21 protein-coding genes are annotated in these 21,104 nt (G+C 41.7%); 11 read left to right on the top strand and 10 right to left on the bottom strand.

The genetic code is table 11. The annotated features are described in order from the left end of the window. Window positions 1-56: 56 nt before the first annotated feature. Complete coding sequence (locus G529_RS0105940) at window positions 57-485, bottom strand: Rieske (2Fe-2S) protein (RefSeq protein WP_026914669.1); 429 nt, start codon at window positions 483-485, stop codon at window positions 57-59. Window positions 486-734: 249 nt separating this feature from the next. Between G529_RS0105940 and greA the strand changes: the two genes are divergently transcribed. The 3 genes from greA (at window position 735) to G529_RS0105925 (ending at window position 2,119) form a co-directional block, all read left to right on the top strand. Further along, window positions 735-1,211 (top strand): transcription elongation factor GreA, encoded by a 477-nt coding sequence (gene greA / locus G529_RS0105935; protein ID WP_026914668.1) that lies wholly within the window; start codon window positions 735-737, stop codon window positions 1,209-1,211. 102 nt (window positions 1,212-1,313) lie between these two features. After that, window positions 1,314-1,709 carry an HIT family protein gene (locus G529_RS0105930; RefSeq protein WP_026914667.1) on the top strand — a complete coding sequence of 132 codons (396 nt, stop codon included), beginning with the start codon at window positions 1,314-1,316 and terminating at the stop codon, window positions 1,707-1,709. Continuing rightward, window positions 1,706-2,119, top strand: coding sequence for an acyl-CoA thioesterase (locus G529_RS0105925; protein WP_026914666.1), 414 nt, complete (start codon window positions 1,706-1,708; stop codon window positions 2,117-2,119). The genes G529_RS0105930 and G529_RS0105925 overlap by 4 nt, the downstream gene beginning before the upstream one ends. Here the strand turns inward: G529_RS0105925 and G529_RS0105920 are convergent. Next, window positions 2,116-3,264: a sensor histidine kinase gene (locus G529_RS0105920; protein WP_026914665.1), complete on the bottom strand. Its 1,149-nt coding sequence runs from the start codon at window positions 3,262-3,264 to the stop codon at window positions 2,116-2,118. The two genes, G529_RS0105925 and G529_RS0105920, sit on opposite strands and share 4 nt — an antisense overlap. A 112-nt stretch (window positions 3,265-3,376) precedes the next feature. On the opposite strand from G529_RS0105920, the gene G529_RS0105915 reads away from it, so the two are divergent. The 3 genes from G529_RS0105915 to aat all read left to right on the top strand — a co-directional run bounded on the left by G529_RS0105915 (window position 3,377) and on the right by aat (window position 5,346). Further along, window positions 3,377-4,249 carry a flavin reductase family protein gene (locus G529_RS0105915; RefSeq protein WP_026914664.1) on the top strand — a complete coding sequence of 291 codons (873 nt, stop codon included), beginning with the start codon at window positions 3,377-3,379 and terminating at the stop codon, window positions 4,247-4,249. A 7-nt stretch (window positions 4,250-4,256) separates the two neighbouring features. Next, window positions 4,257-4,628, top strand: a complete 372-nt coding sequence (locus tag G529_RS0105910) for a DUF3127 domain-containing protein (protein WP_026914663.1) — start codon at window positions 4,257-4,259, stop codon at window positions 4,626-4,628. A 79-nt stretch (window positions 4,629-4,707) separates the two neighbouring features. Continuing rightward, complete coding sequence (gene aat, locus G529_RS0105905; RefSeq protein WP_026914662.1) at window positions 4,708-5,346, top strand: leucyl/phenylalanyl-tRNA--protein transferase; 639 nt, start codon at window positions 4,708-4,710, stop codon at window positions 5,344-5,346. A gap of 12 nt (window positions 5,347-5,358) precedes the next feature. On the opposite strand, the gene G529_RS0105900 is transcribed toward aat, so the two are convergent. From G529_RS0105900 to G529_RS0105875, 6 genes are read right to left on the bottom strand one after another with little or no spacing between them, the layout of a single operon-like run. After that, window positions 5,359-5,952, bottom strand: coding sequence for a DNA-3-methyladenine glycosylase I (locus tag G529_RS0105900; protein ID WP_026914661.1), 594 nt, complete (start codon window positions 5,950-5,952; stop codon window positions 5,359-5,361). A gap of 3 nt (window positions 5,953-5,955) precedes the next feature. Continuing rightward, window positions 5,956-6,669: a hypothetical protein gene (locus G529_RS0105895; protein WP_026914660.1), complete on the bottom strand. Its 714-nt coding sequence runs from the start codon at window positions 6,667-6,669 to the stop codon at window positions 5,956-5,958. 19 nt (window positions 6,670-6,688) lie between these two features. Further along, window positions 6,689-7,405 (bottom strand): tRNA pseudouridine(55) synthase TruB, encoded by a 717-nt coding sequence (gene truB / locus G529_RS0105890; protein WP_026914659.1) that lies wholly within the window; start codon window positions 7,403-7,405, stop codon window positions 6,689-6,691. Continuing rightward, window positions 7,395-8,189, bottom strand: coding sequence for an undecaprenyl-diphosphate phosphatase (locus G529_RS0105885; protein ID WP_026914658.1), 795 nt, complete (start codon window positions 8,187-8,189; stop codon window positions 7,395-7,397). Before G529_RS0105885 ends, truB begins: the two co-directional genes overlap by 11 nt. Window positions 8,190-8,195: 6 nt before the next feature. Next, window positions 8,196-8,459, bottom strand: coding sequence for a DUF3098 domain-containing protein (locus tag G529_RS0105880; protein WP_026914657.1), 264 nt, complete (start codon window positions 8,457-8,459; stop codon window positions 8,196-8,198). A gap of 3 nt (window positions 8,460-8,462) precedes the next feature. Further along, on the bottom strand, window positions 8,463-9,341 hold the full coding sequence (locus G529_RS0105875) for a cell division protein FtsX (RefSeq protein WP_026914656.1): 879 nt from the start codon (window positions 9,339-9,341) through the stop codon (window positions 8,463-8,465). Window positions 9,342-9,505: 164 nt separating this feature from the next. On the opposite strand from G529_RS0105875, the gene G529_RS0105870 reads away from it, so the two are divergent. From G529_RS0105870 to ald, 3 genes are all read left to right on the top strand, one after another. Further along, complete coding sequence (locus G529_RS0105870) at window positions 9,506-10,441, top strand: ketopantoate reductase family protein (RefSeq protein WP_026914655.1); 936 nt, start codon at window positions 9,506-9,508, stop codon at window positions 10,439-10,441. A gap of 137 nt (window positions 10,442-10,578) precedes the next feature. Further along, a complete protein-coding gene (gene leuS, locus G529_RS0105865) occupies window positions 10,579-13,392 on the top strand; it encodes a leucine--tRNA ligase (RefSeq protein WP_026914654.1) in 2,814 nt (937 codons plus the stop codon). A 102-nt stretch (window positions 13,393-13,494) separates the two neighbouring features. After that, window positions 13,495-14,595, top strand: a complete 1,101-nt coding sequence (ald, locus tag G529_RS0105860) for an alanine dehydrogenase (protein WP_026914653.1) — start codon at window positions 13,495-13,497, stop codon at window positions 14,593-14,595. On the opposite strand, the gene rimM is transcribed toward ald, so the two are convergent. After that, window positions 14,592-15,119: a ribosome maturation factor RimM gene (gene rimM, locus G529_RS0105855; protein WP_026914652.1), complete on the bottom strand. Its 528-nt coding sequence runs from the start codon at window positions 15,117-15,119 to the stop codon at window positions 14,592-14,594. The genes ald and rimM overlap by 4 nt on opposite strands. An 11-nt stretch (window positions 15,120-15,130) precedes the next feature. Then, window positions 15,131-15,721: a 30S ribosomal protein S16 gene (locus G529_RS0105850; RefSeq protein WP_026914651.1), complete on the bottom strand. Its 591-nt coding sequence runs from the start codon at window positions 15,719-15,721 to the stop codon at window positions 15,131-15,133. A 261-nt stretch (window positions 15,722-15,982) separates the two neighbouring features. Between G529_RS0105850 and G529_RS0105845 the strand changes: the two genes are divergently transcribed. Further along, entirely contained in the window at window positions 15,983-16,429 is a 447-nt protein-coding gene (locus G529_RS0105845) for a ferritin-like domain-containing protein (RefSeq protein ID WP_026914650.1), read from the top strand. Between the two features lie 270 nt (window positions 16,430-16,699). Beyond that, window positions 16,700-21,085, top strand: coding sequence for a DNA polymerase III subunit alpha (gene dnaE, locus G529_RS0105835; protein ID WP_026914649.1), 4,386 nt, complete (start codon window positions 16,700-16,702; stop codon window positions 21,083-21,085). Window positions 21,086-21,104: the final 19 nt, after the last annotated feature.

Below are 21,104 nucleotides of genomic sequence, written 5' to 3'. Positions count from 1 at the left end.
CATGTATTTTTGCAGCCTTCTTTTCAAATTGTAGGGGTTTGAAGAGGAGGCTTTTTTTAGTTGAATATCTGCAATACATTGCCAGATCGCTCAACCCTGTAAGGTTTCATACCGTATTCACCTTCTCCTTCTGAAAGTTGCCCGGTGATCACATTATAAGAATTATCATCACAATTGCAGTTTGCAATCACTCCATTCAGGCTCATCGCAGAGCAGGATTTTGGTGGATGGTTTGGATCGCTTAGTTCGAAGGCTACAAATTGATCGTTGTTGATATTATAGATGACCACTCCTTTTACTCCATAATTGTAGGTTGCATATGCATTTCCGGGGAACTGAAGATTGTTGTATTCTGGTAAGGATAAATTTACCTGGAACCTGAAATTCAAATCAGCCAGATTAGGGTTGTTGTTAAATGAATCATCGGTCCCTGAACAGGACGTAAGTAGTAGATATACAGCGAGTAGACTCAGGATTTTTTTCATAGAATTTGCGTTGAGGCGAAAATAATATAATTGCGCTAAAAGATTAAATTTCTTACATTTGTTTAAAGAAATCCCGCTAATCATGGGATTTTTTCAATTTAAAAGACATTAGTTAAACCCGGAGCACTAAAATTTTGTAGATCCGGGCTTTTCCACGTCGTGGAAATATAAAAATTACCAGATCATTAAGCTATTAATTCCGGAATCCAACCTTGAGTTGTTTCCGAGGAATTTTAAAACGATAAAGTTATGAGTAAAGTATCTTATTACACCCCTGAAGGCTTGAAAAAACTCAGAGATGAGCTTAACCATTTAAAAGATGTAGAAAGACCAAAAGCATCAAATGCCATCGCCGAAGCCAGGGATAAGGGCGACCTTAGTGAAAATGCAGAATACGACGCTGCCAAAGAAGCACAGGGATTACTGGAGTTAAAGATTTCGAAACTGGAGGAAGTGGTAGCCAACGCAAGAGTAATCGACGAATCTCAATTAGACACCTCAAAAGTTTTAGTGCATTCTCATGTGAAAATTAAGAACCAGACCAATGGCGCTGAGATGACCTACAAGCTGGTTGCACAAAGCGAAGCCGATCTTAAATCTGGAAAGATCTCTGTAGACTCTCCAATTGGTAAGGGTCTGCTCGGTAAAAAGGTAGGTGACACTGCTGAAATTCAAGTGCCAAACGGTACCGTTACTTTCGACGTGATCGAGATCTGGAGAGAATAAAAGTTCATTACAGTTAAAATATGATCCTTTTCTTTCATCTTATTCTTAAGATTTGAGAAAAGGATTTTTTAATTTTAAGGCTAACCAACCACACCCATAATTATGTCAACATTATTTACAAAAATAGTTAGAGGAGAAGTGCCAGCTTACAAAGTAGCAGAGAACAGTCAGTTTCTTGCGTTTCTCGATGTGAATCCTAACGGAAAAGGTCATACGCTCTGCATTCCCAAAAAGGAAGTGGATAAGATCTGGGATCTTGAGGAAGAAGTCTACCAGGAGCTAATGCGTTTCTCCAGAAGTGTTGCTCTGGCATTGGAAAAGACCGTTCCCTGTAAGAGAGTCGGAATGGCCGTCATAGGTCTTGAGGTGCCACATACGCATGTACATCTTATTCCGTTGAACACCATGGACGAAATGAACTTCTCTAATAAGGTTAAAATGACTGAAGAGGAATTTCAGGAACTTGCAGATAAAATTCATGCGAACGTAGAGCTTTGAAAAACATCCGTGATTTTAAACTGAGTTTGGAACTCCGAATTGACTGGAGCGATCTGGATATGTACCAGCACGTGAATAATCTTACATTTATGCGATTTCTGCAAAGTGGAAGGGTAAATTTCTGGGAGGCTACAGGTATACACGATTTCTACCAGAAAACAAATGTGGGAACCATGCTCGTTTCCACCAATTGTGATTTTAAAAGACCTTTAGGGTACCCGGGAACCGCACGGGTTTTAACGAAGCTGAATAAAATTGGGAATACCAGTTTTTCTCTAAAACACCTGGTAGTGGACGACGCGCGTCAAATATGTGCTGAAGGTCTGGATACTGTGGTATGGTATGACTTTAACAAAAACGCTACTTCCCCTGTACCAGATTGGTTAAAAGATACAATGAGCAGTTTCTAGATCTTTTTAAGGCTAATCTGGAAGGTTGTGCCTTTACCTATCTCACTTCTGGCTACCCTGATCTTTCCCTGGTGATATTCTTCGATAATTCTTCTTGCCAGGGAGAGGCCTAATCCCCAACCTCGTTTTTTAGTAGTTTGTCCAGGTTCGAAGATCACTTTGAACTTGTTCTTGTCTATTCCTTTCCCGGTATCTGTAATATAAATATGGGCCTGCTTGATGTCCTGCTTGATCTCGATCATAAGTTCCCCTTTGCCCCGCATGGCATCGATCGCATTTTTCACCAGGTTTTCTATGGTCCAGCTATAAAGCTGTTCATTGAGCATGACCCAGATGGGTTGCCTTGGAGTTTGAATACTGAAGTCTATAAGATTGGAACTTCTCAGTTTAAGATAATCAAAGCTTTCCCGTGTGGCTTCTACGATATTGATCTCCTTGAGATTGGGAGCCGATCCAATTTTGGAGAATCTTTCAGTAATGGTTTGTAAACGGTCGATATCCTTTTCCATCTCTTTGATATAAGAAGGATCCACATCTTCAGATTTTAAAATTTCAGTCCAGCCGATTAATGAGCTTAGCGGAGTCCCGATTTGATGCGCAGTTTCCTTCGCCATTCCCGCCCATAACTTATTTTGTTCACTGTTTTTGGTAGTGGTATAGAAAAAATAAACGACTCCAATAAATAGGAAGCCTATAAGCGTAAGCCCTATTGGGTAGTATTTAAGTTTATTAAGTGCGGGTGAATTTCCGTAGTATAGATTCTGGATCTGCCCTTCGCCAAGATCTACGGCAATAGGTTCATTTTCTTCCTTTAACTCAATGAGGTAATCTTCTAATCTTTCGCGATCTTCCAGAATCACAGGGTCAATATTCGTCGTGTAAGCGATCGCGCCATCTTCATTGGTGTGTATGATGGGAATGGTCGTGTTGTTATTCAGTATTTCGAGAATCAGGCTAAGATCTGCATCTTCAGGAGCAGCACTTAGTTCTTCCTGCGCCTGTGCCCATATATTCATCTTTGCTCTTTCGTCTTCCTTAAGCCGTTGAAAAAAGATGCTGGTGTTCCAAAGGACCAGCGCGGTAACCACAAGACAGGAAAGAATGATAAACCAGCGGTTAAAGCTGCGTTCGTCGGGTAGATTCATGTATTACTACGGCTTTATAGAATAAATATAAGCGTTTTAAAATGATTTTTATTGTAATGCTTTGGCTTTTCATTCCCTCTGCATTTCTTTATCTTTGACGAAAATAGTATATATGTTCAGCATAGAGCCAAAAGATATAGGAACAGGTAAATTACACCAGTATTTACTGGGGTCCATAGGACCAAGACCCATAGCTTTTGCTAGTACGATTGATGAGGAAGGCAATCCAAATCTTTCTCCTTTCAGCTTTTTCAACGTATTCGGTGCAAACCCACCGGTTCTTATATTTTCTCCTGCCAGGAGGGGACGGGACAATACGACCAAACATACTTTTGAGAACGCTAAAAAAGTAGATGAGGTGGTGATCAATGTTGTAAATTATGACATTGTTCAGCAAATGTCTCTTTCCAGTACCGAGTATGGGGAAGGCGTTAATGAGTTTGAGAAAGCAGGTCTCACAATGCTGAAATCTGATCTGGTGAAGCCATTCCGCGTGGCGGAATCTCCGGTTCAAATGGAATGTAAAATCGTTGATATCATCGAAACCGGAACTGAAGGTGGAGCAGGAAATCTTGTGATCTGTCACGTGGTGAAGATCCATGTAAAGGAAGAAGTTTTGGATGACAACGGCTATATCGACCAGTACAAAATAGATCAGGTAGCCCGTATGGGTGGCAATTGGTATTCAAGAGCCAGAACGGGAATGTTCGAAGTTCCGAAGCCGCTTTCTACTTTAGGCATTGGCGTGGATGCCATGCCAGAAAAGATTAGGAATAGCACTGTACTAACAGGTAACGATCTTGGAAAACTTGGCAATGTAGAAGCGCTGCCAGATGATGCTGAGGTGGAAAACTTTAAACAGCACGAAGCTGGGGTAGCTGAATTAGTTGAAAGCAGGGAACAGGAAAAAATACACAAACAGGCGCAACGCTATCTTGAACAGGATGAGCCATTGAAAGCCTGGAAATTATTATTAGCAAAATAGAGATAAAATGGAAGTACAGGGAAAAATCAAATTAATAGGTGAGACCAAAACCTTCGGAAATAATGGATTTCAGAAGAGAGAGATGGTTGTAACAACAGAAGAGCAGTATCCACAGCATATCATGATCGAATTTGTTCAGGATAAATGCAGTCTTTTGGATGCTTTTAAAGTAGGTCAGCCGGTTAAGGTTGGTATCAATCTAAGAGGTAGAGAATGGGTGAGCCCACAAGGGGAGACCAAATACTTTAATTCTGTACAGGGTTGGAGAATTGAGAACCTCGCCGCTCAGCAACCTTCAGGTGGTAACGTTCCACCACCAGACCAGTTTGAGCCAGCTAGCGATTTGAATGAAGAAGATTATGATGATCTGCCATTCTAAGCAGTAGTCTTATAAAAATTAAAAGTCCGGTGATTTTTTCATCGGACTTTTTTAATTTGTCCAATTCAATTTCAACAAGGTGTATTTTATAGGTCCAGATGATAAATTTCCGCCGGTAGAGCTTGCAGATGAAGATGGTTTCCTGGCTGTTACCCGCGAGTTAACGATCAAGCGTATTCTGGAAGCTTATCATTCAGGAATCTTTCCCTGGTACAGTGAAGGTCAGCCGGTTCTATGGTGGTCGCCAGATCCCCGCATGGTCCTGTTTCCTGAAAAGCTTAAAATATCAAAAAGCATGCGGCCTTATCTGAACAAAAACAAATTCCAGGTCACTTTCAACCAGGATTTTGAAGCGGTTATTGATCACTGCGGAAAAGTATTCAGAAAAGGTCAGGATGGCACCTGGATTTCTCCCGACATCAAAAGGTCTTACCTGGAATTACATCAAATGGGTATAGCCATTTCAGCTGAAGTATGGGATAATAATGATCTCGTTGGAGGTCTTTACGGAATTTACCTTCGGGATAAGAAAATTTTCTGCGGAGAGAGTATGTTTGCCAGGGCAAGTAACGCTTCCAAGTTCGGGTTAATTAAAATGGTGCAAAAACTTCAGAATGAAGGCGTGCGTTTGATAGATTGCCAGGTTTATACAGATCATTTATCCAGTCTTGGAGCAGAGGAGATCCCTAGAGAAGAGTTTCTCGAGTACCTGAAGTAATAGGAAGGTGTTTTAAATCTTCATCTTTTCACCCAGTTTCCTGATTTCATCATAACGAAAACAATCAATTTCATGATCGTTTACCATCCCGGTTGCCTGCATATGGGCGTACATCACGGTGGAGCCGGTAAATTTAAAACCACGTTTCTTCAGGTCTTTTGATAACTGGTCACTTATAGCTGTAGTCGCCGGCGCCTGCTTGTAATCTTCAACCTTATTTTGAACGGGAGTGCCCTCTACGAAATTCCAGTTATAGGCGCTAAAGCTTCCGAACTCATCCTGAATTCTTATGAACTGCCGCGCATTGTTTACGGCAGCCCTTATTTTTAACTGGTTTCGGATGATCCCGGTATTTTCCATTAGTTCTGAGATCTTAGGTTCTTCGTACAAAGCGATCTTCCTGTAATCGAAATCATCGAAGGCTTCCCTGAAATTCTGCCTTTTTCGTAAAACGGTAATCCAGCTCAATCCGGCCTGGAAGGTTTCCAGAGTAAGAAATTCAAATAAATTACGGTCGTCCAGAACCGGGACTCCCCATTCCTGGTCATGATAAGCTTCATAAAGTGCATCTCCTACACACCAGCCACATCGTTTTAATTCATCCATATTCTAAGATCTAAAATAGTATGTGATGGTTCCCGGCTGCTCGTTCTTGCCTGCAAGCTTGCTAAACCTTGCGCCAGCCGCATATTCCATCGCTCTTTCCACCAGGCATTCATTACCTGAAGTAGAACTGCCCTTATTCAGGCTGGTGTCAATAACATAACCATTCGCATCCACTTGAATGTTGATCACGATCTTGCCTGCAACATCACAGGTGTACACAGGATTTGGGATCTTTACTGCGCGACGACCCTTTAAGGAGAAAGAGATACTGCTATAGTCATACACTGCAGATCTCTGAGAGCTCTCTTCAGAGGAATCGTCACCGGTAGAAGCCTCTTTCTTTTTATCTGCAGTTTTCTTACTTACCTGGTAATTTCCGTCGCCCTGGGTGTCTTCGCTTTCCTCGGCTTCCTGGCTGGCACTATTCTTTTGGAAAATCTCATCCAGTTTGTTTTTCATGTCTGCGTCCCGCGCTTCCTTATCTTCATTGTAAGCCTTGTTGGTCTGGATATTTCTTTGTTTTTGCTGAGGTGGTTCTTCCTGCTGTTCAGGTTTTTCTTCCGGAGCTTTTTCCTTTTGAAATTGCTCGAGATCCACTAGCATTTCTCCGGCTCTTTTTTGTTTGTTAGCCATGTTGAGATTGTACAGCGCGAGGAAAAGTACGGCAAATAGCAGCGAAGTAATAATTAAAGCCTTGTGTTTGTCAAAAAAATCCATGGGACGAGAGTTTCCTCTATCAACTGTTCTCCCGTGAAGGTAAACATTTTTCGAAAGATTCGATGTCCATGGCATTTTCTACGGAATAGTCTCCGATTCCGGTTCTTCTCAATGCGGAAAGATGTGCTCCGCTATCCAGTGCCATCCCGAACTCGTGAGCCAGGCTGCGAATGTATGTTCCTTTGCTGCAAACTACCCTGAAGTCTATATCGGGAAAATGACCATTTTCAATATCAAACGCAGCTATTTCGATCTGTCGCTTTTTGACTTCAACTTTTTCCCCTTCCCGTGCATATTCATAAAGTCGCTTTCCATCTTTTTTCAAAGCTGAAAAAACAGGAGGTGTCTGTTCGATCTTTCCAATAAATTTTTTGCTGGTTTCCAGCAACTTTTCTTCCGTAATATGAGCAGTTTCAAAAGTTGCATCAAATTCGGTTTCGAGATCAAAAGAAGGAGTTGTGGCACCAAGACTAATGGTTCCCGTGTATTCTTTGATCTGTCCCTGTAGATCGGGAATGGTTTTGGTGAATTTCCCCGTGCAAATAATCAAAAGTCCGGTAGCAAGGGGATCAAGAGTTCCTGCGTGACCAACTTTAATCTTTTTAATATTGCAGCTCTTTCTTATAAGCCATCTTACTTTGTTGACCAGCTGGAAAGAGGTCCAGTTCAATGGTTTGTCGAAAAGCAGTACTTGTCCCGCTTTGAATTCTTCTGCTGTGAATTGCTTATCCTGCATAGGAGAATATGATTGCAGCGATTCCCACTATAAAACAATAAATAGCGAACCAGGAAAGCTTACTTTTTTTAACCAGGCTTATCATCCAGGTGCAGGCTATAAGTCCCGCTACAAAAGCCGCTATAAAACCAACGGCAAGTGCTGTAAGATCTGTGGAGCTGGATGTCAATTCCCCGCCCAGGAGATCCTTGGCGATTTTTCCGAAGATAAGAGGCACCACCATAAGAAAGGAAAATCTCGCGGCCTTGGTTTTATCATTTCCCAGTAAGACTGAGGTGGAAATGGTAGCTCCACTTCTTGATATTCCAGGGAGCATTGCAATGGCCTGTGCTATTCCAATAACAAAAGCATTGGAATAACTAACCTTTTTCCCGGTATCCTTTGCTTTGTCTGCCAGCCACAAAAGCACTGCTGTTACCAGAAGCATGACGCCTACAAACAGAATGTTGCCACCAAAAAGCGCTTCCAGCTGCTCTTCAAAGAGTAATCCTACAATTACTGCAGGGATCATGGATATAACGATCTTAAGTGAAAACTGGGTTTCGTCGTTCCATTTAAAACTAAAAAGTCCCTTGATAATCTCAAATACATCTTTTCTGAAGATTACCAGGGTACTTAATGCTGTTGCGAAATGCAGAACTACGGTGAAGAGAAGCGATTCTTCCGGAACACTGGTGTCCCCGAGAATGGCTTTTCCTAATTCTAAATGTCCGCTTGAGGAAACCGGTAAAAATTCAGTGAGTCCCTGGATGATCCCGAGGATCACCGCATCTAATAAATCCAAATTTGATTATTTTTTATGTGGGTTCAACAGGATGGCGTAAACTTCGATCGCAAATCCTATGAGTACAAGGGTTGGAGCGAGTCTAATACGTTGAAAGTTGTAAATGGCATCATTAAATTCATTGGGATCTTCACTGCCACCACCAGACATTAATATAAAGCCAAGCGCAATCACAGCAAGACCAATAAACATGAACATATAATTTCTTTTACCAAAAACGAATCCGGTATTAAAACTTCCTCCCTGGTGAATTTCTTTCTCTTTTTTCATGTCCTAATAGTAAAGTTCGTCTGTTTTTAGATTGAGAAAACGCGATGTCGCGAAAAAAGTGCTTATCCAGGTAATGATGATACCCATTAAAAAGATCCCGGAAAATAAAATAACCAGCATTTTTACATCTCCAAGCAGGTTAAGTTCCTGAAAACTGTTGTCCAGATAGTATAAAACTGCGGCCATTCCTATAAGTGCGAGAATTGCCCCGATAAGTCCCAGTTTTACACTTTGCCAGATAAAAGGTCTGCGTATAAAACCTTTGGTGGCACCTACCATTTGCATGGTTTTGATGATAAATCGTTTGGAATAAACCGCAAGCCTGATACTGCTATTTATAAGCAGAACGGCTATAAAGGTAAATACCGTACTGGCAATTAACACCCAAAGACTTATTTTTTTGACGTTATCGTTCAGCAATGCGATCAACGGCTTGTCATAAACGACTTCGTCTACAAAATTTTTGGAAGTTAGCTCCGCCGCGATTTCATCCACCTGTTCCGAAGAAACGAAATCGGCATTCATATAGACATCAATAGAATTCTGTAGCGGATTGTATCCAAGAAATTCCATGAAATCTTCTCCAATTTCTTCACTATGAGCTGCCGCTGCATCTTCCTTGCTTACATAGGTAGTAGTCTTGGTATATTCAGCCATCGCCAGGCTTTTCTTCAATTGCTCGATCTCTACTTCTTTGGCGGTGTCTTTTAAATAGACCGTTAGCGCTATCTGTTCTTTAAAGTGATCTGCCACTTTTTTGGTGTTCAATACCAAAAGACCCAGCATTCCCAAAAGAAACAAAACCAGTGCAATACTAATCACAACAGAGAAATAGGAGGATATGAGTCGGCGTTTTTGATACCTTTCAAAAGATGTGGTCATATAGTGACTTCAGATTTTTTGTAAAAATAAGAAAGTTCAGCTTTCTCAATATTTAAAACGTTTAAACTTTTAAAAATATTGGATGTGGTAGAAGTGGCTTCAGGGTTTGTGCCGGCTAATTTTCAGCTTGCATTGAAATAAGTACATTTGAGCAAAACACATTTATGAAAATCTTAGTTTACGGTGCAGGAGGTGTAGGTGGTTATTTTGGTGCGAGACTGGCAGAATCGGGTCATAGGGTAAGTTTTATTGCTCGTGGTGAACATATGCGGGCGATCAAAGAATCAGGCCTGCAATTGGAAAGCATTAATGGTGATATTACCGTGTATCCTAAAATAGTTACAAGCAAAGTAAGTGAAGCTGAAACACCCGATCTAGTGTTGCTGGGAGTTAAAAGCTGGCAATTGCCAGAGGTTGCTTCAGCATTAAAAAATATCATAACTAAGGACACGATCGTGCTGCCTTTACAAAATGGAGCCGATAATTACGAGAAATTGACCAGGGTACTTCCGAAGGAAAATGTACTTGCCGGTTTATGTTTTATCGTAAGTTTTATTGAAAAACCTGGGAAGATCAAACACGCCTCTTTTGAGCCAAGGATTGTTTTTGGCGAAGCAGATAACAGCAGGTCTGAACGTGTTTCGAAATTATGCTCTGTGTTTTCAGAGGCTAAGATCGATTTTCTTAATCCGGAAAATATTCAACTGGAGATCTGGAAAAAGTTTTTGTTTATCTGTACCATCAGCGGGATTGGAGGGCTCACGCGGGTAAGTATCGACAAGATTCGAAGTAATGACTACCTGTTTGATCTTATGAAGAAAACTTCCGAAGAGATCAGGAAGGTTGCCAATGCCCGGGGAATTGCGCTTAATGAGGAGCACCTTGAAAAAGAGTTCCAGATCATCGAAAATCAGCCAGAAGGAACTACAGCTTCCACTCAAAGAGACATTATGGAGGGAAAACCTTCAGAAATCGAAAACTTCAATGGCTTTATCGTTAGGGAAGGAGAGCGACTGGGAATCGAAACTCCTGTGAATAAAATGATCTACGAATGCCTGAAGCCTATGGAAGAGCAGGCAAGAAAAACCCTTAAGTGTTAATTCATAGCGCTATAAAAGTCCTTTAAAATTGTATTTTTGCGTCCATATAAAAATGGCAGGAGAGATCCCGCTGTCTGTGACTCGGGTTTATAAACTTTCCCGGGCAGGCCATAAGAATTTAGTTAAGCAAATATCACATGAGTTACCACTTTAATAAGATTGAGGAGAAATGGCAGAAATACTGGGCAGAAAACCAGACGTTCAAAGCTTTCAATACTTCTGAGAAACCAAAATACTATGTGCTCGATATGTTTCCATATCCTTCCGGAGCAGGTCTGCATGTAGGGCATCCTCTCGGGTATATCGCCAGTGATATCTATGCAAGGTATAAACGTCACAAAGGCTTTAACGTGTTGCATCCACAGGGATACGACAGTTTTGGGCTTCCGGCAGAGCAGTATGCGATTCAGACGGGTCAGCATCCTGCGCTTACAACACAAAATAACATTGCCCGTTATCGCGAACAACTTGACAAGATCGGGTTTTCCTTTGACTGGAGTCGGGAAGTGCGTACCAGCGAGCCAGATTATTATAAATGGACACAATGGATATTTATCCAGTTATTCGAGAGCTGGTATGATCTGGAAGCTGAAAAATCCAGGCCGGTGTCTGAACTTGTGGAGCTATTTTCTTCGGAAGGGAATACCCGGGTGAACGCTGCCTGTGATGCTGATATTGCTGAATTTTCTGCGGAAGACTGGGCTCAATATGCTGAAGATGAGAAAGAACAGATCTTATTAAAATACCGACTAACCTATCTTGCTGAAACTGAAGTGAACTGGTGCCCGCAACTGGGAACTGTTCTGGCAAATGACGAGATCGTTAATGGTGTTTCTGAAAGAGGAGGTTACCCGGTTATTCGAAAAAAAATGACTCAGTGGAGCATGAGAATCTCAGCTTTCGCTGAAAGATTGCTGCAGGATCTGAATAAACTGGACTGGACCGAAAGTCTGAAGGAGAGTCAGCGTAACTGGATAGGGAAATCTGTAGGTGCCCAGGTTGCGTTCAAAGTAATGAACAGCGATGCAGAATTTGAAGTTTTCACTACTAGACCTGATACCATTTTTGGAGTCAATTTTATGACACTTGCTCCGGAACATGAACTTGTATCTAAAATAACTACTGAAGATCGCCGGCAAGAAGTAGAGGCTTATATCGAGGCTACAGCGAAACGAAGTGAGCGGGAACGTATGGCAGATGTAAAGACCATTAGTGGTGCTTTCACCGGAGCTTATGCAGAACATCCTTTTACAAAAGAGCCAATTCCAATCTGGATTGGGGATTATGTGCTGGCAGGATATGGAACCGGCGCCGTGATGGCTGTTCCTTGCGGGGACCAGCGGGATCATGATTTTGCAAGGCATTTCGATCTTCCCATAACTAATATTTTCAAAGACGTTGATGTCTCGCAGGAAGCACATGCGGGGAAAGAAGGAACGGTAATCGCAAATTCAGATTTTCTTAGCGGGCTGGAATACAAAGAAGCACTCAACCGGGTGATCCTTGAGCTTGAAAAAACAGGTCAGGGCTATGGTAAAACAAATTACAGGCTTAGAGACGCTGTCTTTAGCCGACAAAGATATTGGGGAGAGCCATTTCCTGTTTACTACGTGAATGGACTGCCAAAAATGATAGATCTTGAGCATCTTCCATTGAGATTGCCAGAAGTTGAAAAATACCTTCCTACTGAATCTGGCGAACCACCTTTAGGGAATGCTACCAACTGGGCGTGGGATACTGAAAAAAATGAGGTAGTTTCTAATGATAAGATCAATAACTCAACGGTATTTCAGCTGGAATTGAACACCATGCCAGGATGGGCCGGTAGTAGCTGGTATCTTTTTAGATACATGGATGCTGGTAACCCAGATGTATTTGTTTCTGAAGAGGCTCAGCAGTACTGGGAGAATGTCGATCTATACATTGGTGGGAGTGAGCACGCTACGGGACACTTGCTGTATTCCAGGTTCTGGACTAAATTTCTTAGCGATCGAGGAAAACTGAGTGTTGAAGAGCCATTCAAAAAGTTGATCAACCAGGGAATGATCCTGGGAACCAGTGCTTTTGTATACAGGCTGGAAGGAGAGAATGTTTTTATTTCCGCCACCCAGATCAAGGGTAATAATGTGCAGCCAATTCATGTGGATGTATCATTGGTGAATGCTTCAGACGAGCTTGACGTGGAAGGTTTCAAAAAATGGAGACCGGAATTCGCAGAAGCCAAATTCGTGTTGGAAGACGGTCGTTACATCGTGGGCAGGGAAGTGGAGAAAATGTCCAAGTCCAAATATAATGTGGTGAATCCAGATGAGATCTGTGAAAGATATGGTGCAGATACACTAAGAATGTACGAAATGTTCCTGGGACCACTGGAACAGGCAAAGCCCTGGAATACAGCTGGAATTACGGGTGTACACAATTTTCTAAAGAAGTTCTGGAAGCTGTACCATAATGGGGCAGATTTTCAGGTTTCAGCTAAGAAGGCCTCTGCAGATTCTCTGAAGTCCTTGCACAAAACCATCAAAAAAGTAACAGAAGATATCGAAGACTTTAGTTTCAATACTTCAGTTTCCACCTTTATGATTTGTGTAAATGAGTTAACCGCACAGAAATGTTCCAGCAGGGAAGTTCTTGAGCCGCTAGCCGTATTGATCGCTCCTTATGCACCGCATATAGCAGAAGAGCTTTGGCAAAAACTTGGTCATGATAAATCCATTACAACTGCGAATTATCCGGAATTTGAGGAAAAGTATCTTGTAGAAAGCAAGAAGAATTATCCGGTATCTTTTAACGGGAAAATGAGATTTACGATCGAGCTGCCCATGGACCTGAGTAAGGATGAAATTGAGAAAAATGTTCTTGAAGATGAAAGAACAAAGAATCAACTTTCAGGATCAACCCCTAAAAAAGTGATAGTTGTCCCAGGTAAAATTGTAAATATCGTAACATAACCCCCTTTAAATTATTAGTTAGGGGTGTAAAAAGTTATTTATAACTTTTTACACCCCTTTTTTTATTTTCTTTCTTATTTTTCGGAAACTAATTTATCAACTATGAAAATTGGAATTCCCAAGGAGATTAAAAATAATGAGAACAGGGTAGGAGTAACTCCAGCAGGGGTGCTCGAACTTTCCAAAAAGGGCCATCAGGTCTATGTGCAATCCGCTGCGGGTGATTCCAGCGGTTTTGATGACAAGGATTATCATGCGGCTGGTGCCACCATACTTCCTTCTATAGATCGGGTTTACGAGGTGAGCGACATGATCGTAAAAGTGAAAGAACCCATCGAGCAGGAATATGATCTTATAAGAGAGGGGCAGGTGGTGTTTACCTATTTCCATTTTGCTTCCAACCAGAACCTCACAGAAGCCATGATGCGAAGTAATTCTGTGTGTATTGCTTATGAAACGGTAGAGGATCGCGACGGCACTTTGCCATTATTAACACCTATGAGCGAGGTAGCTGGAAGGATGGCTATTCAGCAGGGAGCCAAATATCTCGAAAAGCCTGTACAGGGTAAAGGGCTGCTTCTTGGGGGTGTTCCGGGTGTCCCACCGGGAAAGGTTCTTGTTCTTGGCGCTGGAGTAGTAGGGATACAGGCAGCGAAGATGGCAGCGGGATTAGGTGCCCAGGTCACTGTTCTTGACGTGAACATGCATAAGTTGAGGTATGTGAATGATATCATGCCGAGCCATGTGGTGACCGAATTTTCCAATGAATACAATATCAGGAAGCATCTAAAAACCACAGATCTTGTTGTGGGCGGAGTGCTTATTACCGGAGCAAAGGCTCCAAAACTGGTTACCAGAGATATGCTGAAGACAATGCAACCTGGTTCGGTAATCGTGGATGTAGCGGTAGATCAGGGAGGGTGTATTGAAACCACGAGACCCACGACCCACGAGGATCCGGCATACATTATCGATCATATCGTGCATTACTGCGTGGCAAATATGCCAGGAGCGGTTCCATATACCTCTACGCTTGCTTTAACCAATGTCACCCTTCCTTATGTTCTTAAATTGGCAGATGCCGGTTGGAAAAAAGCATGTGATGAAGATCAATTACTGGCGAAAGGTTTGAATATCGTTGGTGGGAATGTGGTTTATAAGCCAATCTTAGAGGCTTTTGGCTGGAATGAAAGCTATGCTTAGCCGAGGTAAAGGGCTACAAGTCCTTCTGGCGTGATGACCCTGATTTCCTTGTTCTTTTTATCTACCTTGTCGATAAATTCATCATTCATAGGGATCAGGATCTGTTTGCCAGCTTGATCAATTTCGAATAGGGCCTGAGCTGTGGAGTCGTTGATAGAAACGATTTTTCCGATATTCCCATGCTGTTGATCGATAACATCATAACCTATTATTTCATGGAAATAAAATTTATCGTCGGGAAGTTCTGGTAACTGTTCGAGAGGCAGATAGAGTTCTGCTCCAATCATATCTTCCGCATCCTGCTCGGTATCGATGTCTTCGATCTTGGCTCTTAATAGCGTGCTTTTATGGAGATAAGATCTTTCAATAAAAAATGGAACCAGGTTTTCGTTGTATTCAACGAAAACCGATTCCATTTCTGTGTAAAGTTCAGGTTCATCGGTGTCCAGTTTAATGAGCACCTCACCTTTAAAACTAAATTTTGCGACGATGCGCCCCAGGTAGAAACATTCTTCCTTCGTCATCGTCTACTGTTTTAAGCGTCTTTCTTGTCTTCAGTATTAGCTTCTTCTGCAGTTGCAGCTCCCAGTTCTTCTTCAGCGGCTTCAACAGTTGCCTCGTCTGTAGCTTCTGCAGTTGCAGCAGCTTCAGCAGCAGCTTTTGCTTCAGCATCTGCAGCTTCCTGAGCTTCTGCTTCACGCTTGGCATTTACTTCTTTTTCAGCTTCAAGAGCTTTCGCTTTTTCAGCTTCCTGAGCTTTCGTCAAAGAATCTTTCTTTGCGTCTACTTTTCCTTCTTTCTCTTCCAACCAGGCGTTGAATTTCTCTTCAGCCTGCTCTTCAGTTAAAGCACCTTTCTTAACTCCACCTGCAAGGTGTTTCTTAAGTAAAGCTCCTTTGTAAGAAAGAATTGCACGAGCAGTGTCAGTTGGCTGAGCACCGTTCTGTAGCCATTTTACAGCTCCATCAACATCTAATTCGATAGTTGCAGGATTTGTGTTTGGATTGTAAATTCCTAATTTGTCAAGAAATTTACCATCTCTTTTAGCGCGTGTATCCGCTGCTACGATCCAGAAAAAAGGTTTTCCTTTTTTACCGTGTCTTTGTAATCTTATTTTTACTGGCATAAAAATTAAATTTTGAGGTTCTCGACCCCGATTATTAATAAGGCTGCAAAGATACTACATTTTTCTAATTCTGAATACTTTAGCTCTATAATTTAAAATGGCTGATTTGGCGTGGTAAAAATCTTGATTTGGGAGTAATTTTCGTTAAAAAATAGGTTTGCTGTTAAAAGAGGTTAATTAGTGCTAAACCCTGTTAAATAGGTTGTTATCGAGGTTTTCGCAGCATATCTTTGGGTAACTAATATGAAAAAAAATAAAGCAATGAGTTATTCAGAAAATGTATCTAAGAAACTTAATGAGTTACTAGAAAAGAATTATGACGCTGAGAAAGGATATAAACTGGCAGCTGAAAAAGTAAATAACCAACGATTAAAAAGTTTTTTCTCTGCACGTGCTCAGGAACGTTACGATTTTGGACATGAATTGAAAGCTGAGATCAGCAATTTTGGTGAAACTCCAGACAAAGGAACCAGCATCGCGGGAGATCTGCATAGAGGATGGATGAATTTAAAAGCAAGCTTGTCCGGAGATAAAGATGAGGCAGTTCTTGAAGAAGCCATTAGAGGAGAAAAAGCTGCAGTAGAAGAGTATGAAGAGATCTTAAAAGATTCTGAAGTTCCAGCAAGTACAGGAAATGTATTGATGAAGCAAAAGAATGCGATCGTAGCATCTCTTAACGAAGTAAAGGCGTTAGAAGATATCGCCTAAGAATGACTGAAGATCAGAAATGAACCGGTCTGATCTTTTGTTGAAGATAATGATGCGAACCATGTTTGATTGAAGTAGTAGTAGTTTTTTGTGTTCGTATCAGGCCTCACAGAATTTCTGTATTTTCAGAATTTTGTGAGGCTTTTTTTATGGTTAATAATTCCTTAAAACAAAGTTTTTTATCAGCCTCAAAGTTCATTAATTTAGCGCGGAAGGTTGGCGAAAAGCAACCGACTGATTATCTTCTTTTAAGGCTCTAAATACCAAGGAATGTACCTGATTTTTGACACTGAAACCACCGGTTTACCTAAGCGATGGGATGCCCCATTAACCGATTCTGATAACTGGCCACGCTGTATACAGATCGCCTGGCAGTTGCATGATGAAATGGGAAACCTTATCGAGAATCAGGATTATCTGATACAGCCAGAAGGCTTTGATATTCCTTATGATTCTGAAAGAATTCATGGGATTTCAACAGATCTCGCAATTGAGCAGGGAGTTTCCCTGGATGAGGTGCTGGAGAAGTTCAATATTGCCATTAAGAAATCGAAATTTATCGTTGGTCAGAATGTAGGTTTCGATCTCAATATCATGGGAGCCGAATTCATTAGAAAGAGTTTTGAAAATTCCCTACAGGAGATGCCGGTTCTGGATACCTGTACCGAGAAAACCGCTGAGCTGTGCAAAATTCCTGGTGGGCGTGGAGGAAAATTTAAATTACCTACGCTTACAGAACTTCATGAATTTTTATTTGATGAACCGTTTGCCGAGGCGCACAATGCCACCGCAGATGTTGAAGCTACTACGCGCTGTTTCCTGGAGCTTATCAGGCAGAGAATCTATACCCTGGATGAACTGGATGTTCCGGCAGGGTATTTTGAAAATTTTTCAGAAGAGAACCCGGCGAAGATAGAGTTGATAGGTCTGAAACATATTAACTTAAAAAAAGCTTCAGATCGAATAAGAAAGAGGCTGGAAAAGCAACAGCCTACAGAGGATATTTCAAATGAAGAAATTCAGGAGAACCTTGAAAAGCTTGATGAAATACGTTTTGCTCATCTTCATAATCACTCCCAGTTTTCAGTATTACAATCTACCATTAGCATACCTGATCTGGTCGCCGCTGCGGCAGAAGAAGATATGAGCGCTGTTGCGTTAACCGATCATGCGAACATGATGGGGGCTTTTCACTTTGTTAAAGAAATTGGAGCTTACAATAAAAAGATCGCCGAGCATAATGCGACAGCAGAAGAGAATGGCGATGAAATTAAAAAGCCATTAAAGGGTATTCTTGGATGTGAGTTCTTTGTTTGTGAAAACCACCTGGACAAGAGCAGAAAGGATAATGGGTACCAGGTCGTCATTCTGGCCAAGAACAAAAAGGGTTACCATAACTTGGCAAAGATGTCCTCCAAAGCCTATACCGATGGATTCTATTATGTGCCTCGTATAGATAAGGAAGTAATTAAGCAATATAAGGAGGATCTCATCGTACTTACCGGAAATCTTTACGGAGAAGTTCCCAGTAAAATTCTGAATGTTGGTGAAAAACAGGCGGAAGAAGCCTTGCTATGGTGGAAAGAAGAATTTGGTGAAGATCTTTATATCGAATTGATGCGCCATGACCAGGAAGATGAGAACAGGGTGAACCCGGTTCTGGTTGAATTTGCCAGGAAGCACGACGTAAAATTGATCGCTACCAATAATACATATTACTGGAAACAGGAGGATGCCAACGCGCATGATATTTTATTATGTGTAAAAGACGGGGAGAAACAATCCACTCCTATTGGTAGGGGTAGAGGATATCGTTATGGTTTGCCTAACACAGAATACTACTTCAAGTCCGGGGATGAAATGAAGAAACTGTTTAAGGATCTTCCCGATGCGATTAGTAATATCCAGGAAATCGTAGATAAAATTGAACCTTTTGAACTGGCAAGAGACGTTTTACTTCCGGCATTTGAGATTCCAGAAGAGTTTCAGAGCGAAGAAGATCTTGTAGATGGAGGGAAGCGAGGGGAAAATGCTTTCTTAAAGCACATCACTTTTGAAGGAGCTAGAAAAAGATATCCAGAGATAACTCCTGAAATAGAAGAGCGTCTCAATTTTGAGCTGTCGGTCATCGAAAACACCGGTTATCCGGGTTATTTCCTTATTGTGGAAGATTTTATAAGAGCCGCCCGTGCCATGGGTGTTTCGGTGGGACCTGGTCGTGGGTCTGCTGCGGGATCTGTAGTAGCTTATTGTTTATGGATCACCAATATAGATCCTATCAAGTATGATCTGCTTTTTGAGAGATTCCTGAACCCGGATCGTGTAAGTATGCCCGATATTGATATTGATTTCGATGATGAAGGACGAAGTCGGGTCATGGATTATGTAATAGAAAAATATGGTGCGAACCAGGTGGCGCAGATCATCACCTACGGAACCATGGCCGCAAAATCCTCCATTCGTGATACCGCAAGGGTATTGGATCTGCCGCTTATGGATTCAGACAGGATCGCGAAACTTATTCCGAATACGAAGCTTGGAAAATTGTTTGCCATGGATGAGAAGACCATTCGGTCTAAATTTCGTGGAGATGAAATTGAGAAAATCAATGAGCTTCTAAATATTGCTGAAGGAGACGACCTGGAATCAGAAACTGTGAACCAGGCCAGAATCCTCGAAGGTTCGGTTAGAAATACAGGGATTCACGCCTGCGGGGTGATTATTACTCCCGGCGATATTACCAATTATGTACCGGTTTCCGTAGCTAAAGATTCGGAGCTTTATGTCACGCAGTTCGATAACTCTGTAGTAGAAAGTGCCGGACTTCTAAAAATGGATTTCCTGGGGCTCAAAACTTTGACGCTAATCAAGGATACCGTGAAGATCGTTAAAGGCCGGCATGATATAGATCTTGATCCAGATAGTTTCCCGCTAGACGATGAAGAAACCTATAAATTATTCCAGCGAGGAGAAACTGTTGGGATATTCCAGTATGAATCTCCGGGTATGCAAAAACACATGCAGGCCCTAAAGCCAACCGTTTTCGATGATCTTATCGCGATGAATGCTCTTTACAGACCCGGGCCAATGGAATATATTCCAAGTTTCATTGCCAGGAAGCATGGAGATGAAGAAATTTCCTATGACCTGCCGGAGATGGAAGAATATCTCGAAGAAACTTACGGGATTACCGTATACCAGGAGCAAGTAATGCTGCTATCCCAGAAGCTGGCAGGATTTAGTAAGGGTGAAGCTGATATGCTACGAAAGGCGATGGGAAAAAAACTGGTTGCCTTACTGGCGCAATTAAAACCGAAATTTATTGATGGCGGGAATGCGAAAGGTCACCCGGCCGAGGTGCTGGAGAAAATTTGGAAAGACTGGGAAGCCTTTGCGTCATACGCGTTCAACAAATCTCACTCTACCTGTTATGCCTGGATCGCCTACCAAACCGCTTATTTAAAAGCGCATTATCCTGCGGAATATATGGCAGCAGTGCTATCTAATAATATGAATGACATCAAGCAGGTCACTTTCTTTATGGAAGAATGCAAAAGAATGAAACTGAATGTTCTTGGACCTGATGTGAATGAATCCTATTACAAGTTCTCTGTAAATAAAGAGAACGCAGTAAGATTTGGAATGGGTGCCATCAAAGGTGTTGGATCTGGAGCAGTTGCTACCATTGTAGAAAACCGTAAATCTAAGGAAGGTCCATATCGTTCTATTTTCGACATGGCTAAAAGGATAGATCTTCGAGCTGCGAATAAAAAAGCTTTTGAAAATCTTGCCCTCGCCGGAGGATTCGATGGATTTGGTGGCACGCACCGGGCTCAGTATTTTCATGACGATGGCAACGGGATGAGTTTCCTGGAAAAGGTAGTGAAGTATGCTCAGAAATTCCAGGAGAGTCAGAATTCCTCCCAGGTAAGTCTGTTTGGGGAAGCAAGCGATGTGCAGATTCCAGAGCCGGAAGTTCCACCTTGTAGTGAATGGGGAACTATGGAGAAGTTACGAAGAGAAAAGGAAGTGGTTGGAATTTATATTTCTGGTCATCCACTGGATGACTTTAGAATAGAAATGAGCTATTTCTGCAATGGTAAACTATCAGATTGCCGGGAACTGGAAAACATTGTGAACAGAGAACTAACCATTGGCTGTGTAGTAGTGGATGTTCAACACCGGGTTTCCAAAAATGGCAAGGGTTGGGCAATATTTACGGTAGAGGATTACGATGAGTCCTACGAGTTCAAAATATTTGGAGAGGAATACCTGCGAATGAAGCATTTCTTTGTTCCTAACAATTTTATTCATCTAAAGATATTTGTTAAGGAGGGCTGGACCAATAAAGATACAGGCAAGAAAGGAGAGCCAAGAATACAGTTTCGGGATATTAGTTTGCTGCATGATATCATGGATAAGAATGCGAAGAAACTAACTATCCAGCTTGACGTTCAGGATTTGAAAGCTGAAAAGATCCAGTGGCTTAACGAAACTTTCAACACGCATAAAGGAGATTGTCAATTACAATTTATAGTGTATGATATGGCAGAGCAGGTAAAACTTAAAATGCCCAGTCGTAAACGAAAAGTGCAGATCTCCCAGGAACTCATCGAGGAGCTTGAGAAAGAACAGTATATGTATAAATTGAATTAGATTCGTATTTTTGAGTTTT

Origin of the sequence: Christiangramia portivictoriae DSM 23547, from assembly GCF_000423045.1 — a bacterium.
Taxonomy (GTDB): Bacteria; Bacteroidota; Bacteroidia; order Flavobacteriales; family Flavobacteriaceae; genus Christiangramia; species Christiangramia portivictoriae.
The sequence above is the reverse complement of the archived record's forward strand: the minus strand, read 5'-3'. Positions and strand labels throughout refer to the sequence as shown.

Coding starts and splice junctions, on each gene's coding strand:
- G529_RS0105940 (WP_026914669.1), bottom strand. CDS start 485: ATGAAAAAAATCCTGAGTCTACTCGCTGTATATCTACTACTTACGTCC.
- greA (WP_026914668.1), top strand. CDS start 735: ATGAGTAAAGTATCTTATTACACCCCTGAAGGCTTGAAAAAACTCAGA.
- G529_RS0105930 (WP_026914667.1), top strand. CDS start 1,314: ATGTCAACATTATTTACAAAAATAGTTAGAGGAGAAGTGCCAGCTTAC.
- G529_RS0105920 (WP_026914665.1), bottom strand. CDS start 3,264: ATGAATCTACCCGACGAACGCAGCTTTAACCGCTGGTTTATCATTCTT.
- G529_RS0105915 (WP_026914664.1), top strand. CDS start 3,377: ATGTTCAGCATAGAGCCAAAAGATATAGGAACAGGTAAATTACACCAG.
- G529_RS0105910 (WP_026914663.1), top strand. CDS start 4,257: ATGGAAGTACAGGGAAAAATCAAATTAATAGGTGAGACCAAAACCTTC.
- G529_RS0105900 (WP_026914661.1), bottom strand. CDS start 5,952: ATGGATGAATTAAAACGATGTGGCTGGTGTGTAGGAGATGCACTTTAT.
- G529_RS0105895 (WP_026914660.1), bottom strand. CDS start 6,669: ATGGATTTTTTTGACAAACACAAGGCTTTAATTATTACTTCGCTGCTA.
- truB (WP_026914659.1), bottom strand. CDS start 7,405: ATGCAGGATAAGCAATTCACAGCAGAAGAATTCAAAGCGGGACAAGTA.
- G529_RS0105880 (WP_026914657.1), bottom strand. CDS start 8,459: ATGAAAAAAGAGAAAGAAATTCACCAGGGAGGAAGTTTTAATACCGGA.
- G529_RS0105875 (WP_026914656.1), bottom strand. CDS start 9,341: ATGACCACATCTTTTGAAAGGTATCAAAAACGCCGACTCATATCCTCC.
- G529_RS0105870 (WP_026914655.1), top strand. CDS start 9,506: ATGAAAATCTTAGTTTACGGTGCAGGAGGTGTAGGTGGTTATTTTGGT.
- leuS (WP_026914654.1), top strand. CDS start 10,579: ATGAGTTACCACTTTAATAAGATTGAGGAGAAATGGCAGAAATACTGG.
- ald (WP_026914653.1), top strand. CDS start 13,495: ATGAAAATTGGAATTCCCAAGGAGATTAAAAATAATGAGAACAGGGTA.
- rimM (WP_026914652.1), bottom strand. CDS start 15,119: ATGACGAAGGAAGAATGTTTCTACCTGGGGCGCATCGTCGCAAAATTT.
- G529_RS0105850 (WP_026914651.1), bottom strand. CDS start 15,721: ATGCCAGTAAAAATAAGATTACAAAGACACGGTAAAAAAGGAAAACCT.
- G529_RS0105845 (WP_026914650.1), top strand. CDS start 15,983: ATGAGTTATTCAGAAAATGTATCTAAGAAACTTAATGAGTTACTAGAA.
- dnaE (WP_026914649.1), top strand. CDS start 16,700: ATGTACCTGATTTTTGACACTGAAACCACCGGTTTACCTAAGCGATGG.